The sequence below is a fragment of the Streptomyces sp. F63 genome (assembly GCF_018070345.1).
Taxonomy (GTDB): domain Bacteria; phylum Actinomycetota; class Actinomycetes; order Streptomycetales; family Streptomycetaceae; genus Streptomyces.
Genome location: NZ_JAGPXX010000061.1, coordinates 1 through 4,715, shown reverse-complemented (window position 1 = coordinate 4,715; position 4,715 = coordinate 1). Strand labels below are relative to the sequence as shown.

At 71.1% G+C, this 4,715-nt stretch carries 4 protein-coding genes; 2 read left to right on the top strand and 2 right to left on the bottom strand.

Annotated features, from left to right (window positions below; all coding sequences use genetic code 11):
- Positions 1–362 precede the first annotated feature (362 nt).
- On the bottom strand, positions 363–1,109 hold the full coding sequence (rph, locus tag KBZ10_RS28820) for a ribonuclease PH (RefSeq protein WP_210990692.1): 747 nt from the start codon (positions 1,107–1,109) through the stop codon (positions 363–365).
- A gap of 213 nt (positions 1,110–1,322) precedes the next feature.
- Positions 1,323–1,580, bottom strand: a complete 258-nt coding sequence (locus tag KBZ10_RS28815; RefSeq protein WP_307847659.1) for a PTS glucose/sucrose transporter subunit IIB — start codon at positions 1,578–1,580, stop codon at positions 1,323–1,325.
- A gap of 238 nt (positions 1,581–1,818) precedes the next feature.
- On the opposite strand from KBZ10_RS28815, the gene KBZ10_RS28810 reads away from it, so the two are divergent.
- Together KBZ10_RS28810 and KBZ10_RS28805 are read left to right on the top strand one after the other, a co-directional pair.
- A complete protein-coding gene (locus tag KBZ10_RS28810; RefSeq protein WP_210990691.1) occupies positions 1,819–3,090 on the top strand; it encodes a PTS transporter subunit EIIC in 1,272 nt (423 codons plus the stop codon).
- Between the two features lie 325 nt (positions 3,091–3,415).
- Positions 3,416–4,663: a PTS transporter subunit EIIC gene (locus KBZ10_RS28805; protein ID WP_210990690.1), complete on the top strand. Its 1,248-nt coding sequence runs from the start codon at positions 3,416–3,418 to the stop codon at positions 4,661–4,663.
- The last annotated feature ends 52 nt before the right edge of the window (positions 4,664–4,715 follow it).

Below are 4,715 nucleotides of genomic sequence, written 5' to 3'. Positions count from 1 at the left end.
GGGGGGGGGGGGGGGGGGGGCGCGCCACGGCCCCGTACGCCCGTGCGTACTCGTATTAACGCACGTCCGGGACCCGGAGTTGCCCCCGCTGCCGTCATCGGTGCGGATCCGGCCGGGGAGTGGCCGGGGTGGTGGCCGGTTCGCACCCGGCCGGCCCGGGTCGGTCCGGCCTGGCGCCGGGCAGGCCGGGCCGGGGCCGGGCGCGGCCCGGGGCTTGGCGCTCCGCTCGGCTCCGGCTCCGGCTTCTCCCGGATCGGGACCGGCCGAGGCCGTACGGCTCGGGGCTGGGCGCACGCACCGGCGGGGACGGCCGGCCCGTTCCGGCCCGGTCGGGCCCCGCGCGCACGTCCCGCCGCGGCCCCTCAGGCGGTCGCGTCGAGCGCCGCGCGCTGGGCGGTGGCCAGTTCGGTGCAGCCGGTGACGGCGAGATCGAGGAGGCCGTTGAGCTCCTCGCGGGCGAAGGGCTGGCCCTCGGCGGTGCCCTGGACCTCGACGAAGCGGCCGTCGCCGGTGCAGACGACGTTCATGTCGGTCTCGGCGGTGACGTCCTCCTCGTAGCAGAGGTCCAGGAGCGGTACGCCGCCGACGATGCCGACGCTGACGGCCGAGACGGTGCCGATGAGGGGCTTGCGTCCGGCCTTGACCAGCTTCTTGCCCTGGGCCCAGCCGATGGCGTCGGCGAGCGCGACGTAGGCGCCGGTGATGGCGGCGGTGCGGGTACCGCCGTCGGCCTGGAGGACGTCGCAGTCGAGGACGACGGTGTTCTCGCCGAGGGCCTTGTAGTCGATGACGGCGCGGAGCGAGCGGCCGATGAGGCGGGAGATCTCGTGCGTGCGGCCGCCGATCCTGCCGCGGACGGCCTCGCGGTCGCCGCGGGTGTTGGTGGAGCGGGGCAGCATGGAGTACTCGGCGGTGACCCAGCCCTCGCCGCTGCCCTTGCGCCAGCGCGGTACGCCCTCGGTGAAGCTGGCGGTGCAGAAGACCTTGGTGTCACCGAAGGAGATGAGGACGGAGCCCTCGGCGTGCTTGCTCCAGCCGCGTTCGATCGTGACGGGGCGGAGCTGGCCGGGGGCGCGGCCGTCGATGCGGACTCCATCGTTGAGAAGCATGCCCCCGACCCTATCGGCTGCCCGGGAGCCGGCGTTCCGGTTCCCCGTGGGAGGCGGGGGGTGAACGGCGGGGCGGAGGCGCGGGCGGGGGCGCGGGCGGGGGCGGAGGACCGGCGGCGTGGGCCGGCCCGGGAACCGCCGAGGGCTCCGGCCGGCGCGGGGAGGCGGCGGGCAGCGGAACCCTCGGGAGTGCTGGGGCCGGGCCGGGGCCGGCTACATCATGTCTTCGATCTCGGCGGCGATGGGGTCGGCGTCGGTGCCGATGACGACCTGGATCGCGGTGCCCATCTTGACGACGCCGTGGGCGCCGGCGGCCTTGAGCGCGGCCTCGTCGACGAGGGACGGGTCGGCCACCTCGGTGCGGAGGCGGGTGATGCAGCCCTCGACCTCTTCGATGTTGTCGAGCCCGCCGAGCCCGGCGACGATCTTCTCAGCCTTGCTGGCCATGTCCACTCCTGGTGTTCTCGGCACGCTTCTCTCGGCACTGCGGCGACCCGCCGACCGCTTTCACGCTAACGCACGTTTGGCCCATCTTCGCGGGCAAGTGTCCGCCATCTGGCGAAGGATGGCGCTCACCGGTGCCGCACCCCGGACGGTGCGGCGTCGGACGCACCCGGCGACTGGTCTACACCAGTATGGCGCGCTTGCCAACCCTCCGGGAGGCGGGACGGTGCAAGCGAGCGGATCGCGAGCGGATCGGGAGGACGGGATGAGTTCGGAGGCGACCACCGCCGGCAGGCGGCCGCACACGTCCTGGACGTCCGTGCTGTTCCGGGGGCTGCAGAAGATCGGGCGGAGTCTCCAGCTGCCGATCGCCGTCCTGCCCGCGGCCGGGCTGCTGGTGAGTCTCGGCAATCTGATCGAGGCCTACGGCGAGGGGGACTTCTGGGCGAGGACCGCCAAGGTGCTGCTGATGGGCGGCACGTCCATCCTGGACGGGGCGTTCGGGCTGCCGCTGCTGTTCTGCATCGGGGTGGCGATCGGCTTCGCGCGGAAGGCCGACGGCTCCACGGCGCTCGCCGCCGTCGTCGGTTTTCTCGTTTACCACAATGTCCTGGCGGCCTTCCCGGTCGAGGGCTCGGTCACCGAGGCGCTGCCGGACGGGGAGCCGCAGAATCCGGGAGTGCTCGGCGGCATCCTCATCGGTCTGCTCACCGCGGTGATGTGGCAGCGCTATCACCGCACCAAGCTGGTCGACTGGCTCGGCTTCTTCAACGGCCGCCGGCTGGTGCCCATCATCATGGCGTTCCTCTGCACGGTGCTGGGCGTGGGGTTCGGGCTGTTGTGGGAACCGGTGGGTGACGGGCTGACCTGGGTCGCCAAGCAGTTGATCGACATGGGGGAATGGGGCGCCGGAATCTTCGGGGTGGCCAACCGACTGCTGATCCCGATCGGTATGCATCAGTTCCTGAACACCTTCTTCTGGTTCCAGGCCGGGGAGTTCGAGGGGCCGGAGGGGGAGACGGTGCAGGGCGATCTGACGCGCTACTTCGCCGGGGACCCGGACGCGGGGCAGTTCATGGCCGGTTTCTACCCGATCATGATGTTCGGACTGCCGGCCGCGGCGCTGGCCATCGCGCACTGCGCCCGCCCGGAGCACCGGAAGGCGGTCACCGGCATGATGCTCTCGGTCGGCCTGACCTCCTTCGTCACGGGGGTGACCGAGCCGATCGAGTTCTCCTTCCTGTTCGTCGCACCGGTGCTGTACGGCATCCATGCGCTGCTGACCGGGGTCTCGATGGCGGTCACCTGGGCGCTGGGGGTGCACGCCGGGTTCAGTTTCTCCGCCGGGCTGATCGACTACATCGTCAACTGGCATCTGGCGACCAAACCCTGGCTGATCATCCCGATCGGGCTGTGCTTCGCGGTGGTCTACTACGTGGTCTTCCGTTTCACCATCACCAAGTTCGGCCTGGCCACCCCGGGCCGGGAACCGGAAGACGTGGAGCAGGAGACGGAGAAAGGGGCCACGGCCCCCTGACCCCCGGCCCGGCCCCGAACCCGGCCCGGCCCGGCCCCGGAGCCGAACCCGGCCCGGACCCGGAGCCGGCCCGGCCCCCGCCCCGGTTTCCAACCCCCCTCCGGCTACCCCCACTTGCCCTTCCGGACGCCCCGCGCCCCGGTTCCACCCCTGGAACCGGGGCTTCCGCGGGTATGCACAGTTGTGATGCCGAAGCTTTGGCCGGAGGCTTCCTCAGTGTTCCGGAGCGTGGTACAAGAGGTCTAAACCACTTGGTGTAGACCGCGCGGCGCGGTGTCCCGACGGGCCGGGGTCCCGGGTCCGCATCCGCTCCGGAAGGAACCCGATGAGTACGACGACTGACAACGCGGCTCCCGCGAAAAGGCGGGGCTCCGGTTTGTGGCAGGGTCTGCAGAAGGTCGGACGCAGCCTCCAGCTGCCCATCGCCGTTCTGCCCGCCGCCGGCATCCTGCTCCGCCTCGGCCAGCCCGACGTCTTCGGCGACGACGGCCTGAAATGGGGCAAGGTCGCGGCCGTGTTCGCCACGGCCGGCGGCGCCATCTTCGACAATCTGCCGCTGCTGTTCTGCATCGGCGTGGCCATCGGCTTCGCCAGGAAGGCCGACGGCTCCACCGCGCTCGCGGCCCTCGTCGGCTTCCTCGTCTACAAGAACGTCCTGACCGCGTTCCCCGTCAGCGAGGCGCAGGTCAAGGAGGGCGCGGACGTCGCGGCGCAGTACCACAACCCCGGGGTGCTGGGGGGCATCGTGATGGGTCTGCTGGCCGCGGTCTTCTGGCAGCGCTACCACCGCACCAAACTGGTCGACTGGCTCGGCTTCTTCAACGGCCGCCGGCTGGTGCCGATCATCATGGCCTTTGTCGGCACGCTGGTGGGTGTGGTGTTCGGGCTGGTCTGGGGCCCGATCGGGGACGGCATCCACGCGGTCGGCGAGTGGCTGACCGGGCTGGGCGCCCTCGGTGCCGGCCTCTTCGGTCTCGTCAACCGGGCGCTGATCCCAGTCGGTATGCACCAGTTCGTGAACACGGTGGCCTGGTTCGAGATCGGTTCGTACCAGGACGGGGGCGAGGCGGTCACCGGTGACCTCAACCGGTTCTTCGCGGGCGACCCGAGCGCCGGACTCTTCATGACCGGCTTCTTCCCGATCATGATGTTCGGTCTGCCGGCCGCCGCGCTGGCGATCGCGCACTGCGCCCGCCCGGAGCGCCGCAAGGCCGTGCTCGGCATGATGCTCTCGGTCGGCCTGACCTCCTTCGTGACCGGCATCACCGAGCCGATCGAGTTCTCCTTCCTCTTCATCGCGCCGCTGCTGTACGCGCTGCACGCCGTGCTGACGGCGATATCCATGGCGGTGACCTGGGCCCTGGGCGCGCACCACGGGTTCACGTTCTCCGCCGGCCTCATCGACTACGGGCTGAACTGGCATCTGGCGACGAAACCCTGGCTGATCATCCCGGTCGGCCTGGTGTTCGCGGCGGTCTACTACGTGGTCTTCCGCTTCGCCATCACCAAGTTCAACCTTCCCACCCCGGGGCGGGAGCCCGAGGAGGAGGTCGAGGACCTCACCAAGGCGTGACCGGACGGAGAGACGGACGGACGGGAGCGACGGCGGCGGCCGTGCCGGACAC

Bases quoted from the DNA above. Each gene is read 5' to 3' on its own strand.
- rph (WP_210990692.1), bottom strand. From the start codon at position 1,109: ATGCTTCTCAACGATGGAGTCCGCATCGACGGCCGCGCCCCCGGCCAG.
- KBZ10_RS28810 (WP_210990691.1), top strand. From the start codon at position 1,819: ATGAGTTCGGAGGCGACCACCGCCGGCAGGCGGCCGCACACGTCCTGG.
- KBZ10_RS28805 (WP_210990690.1), top strand. From the start codon at position 3,416: ATGAGTACGACGACTGACAACGCGGCTCCCGCGAAAAGGCGGGGCTCC.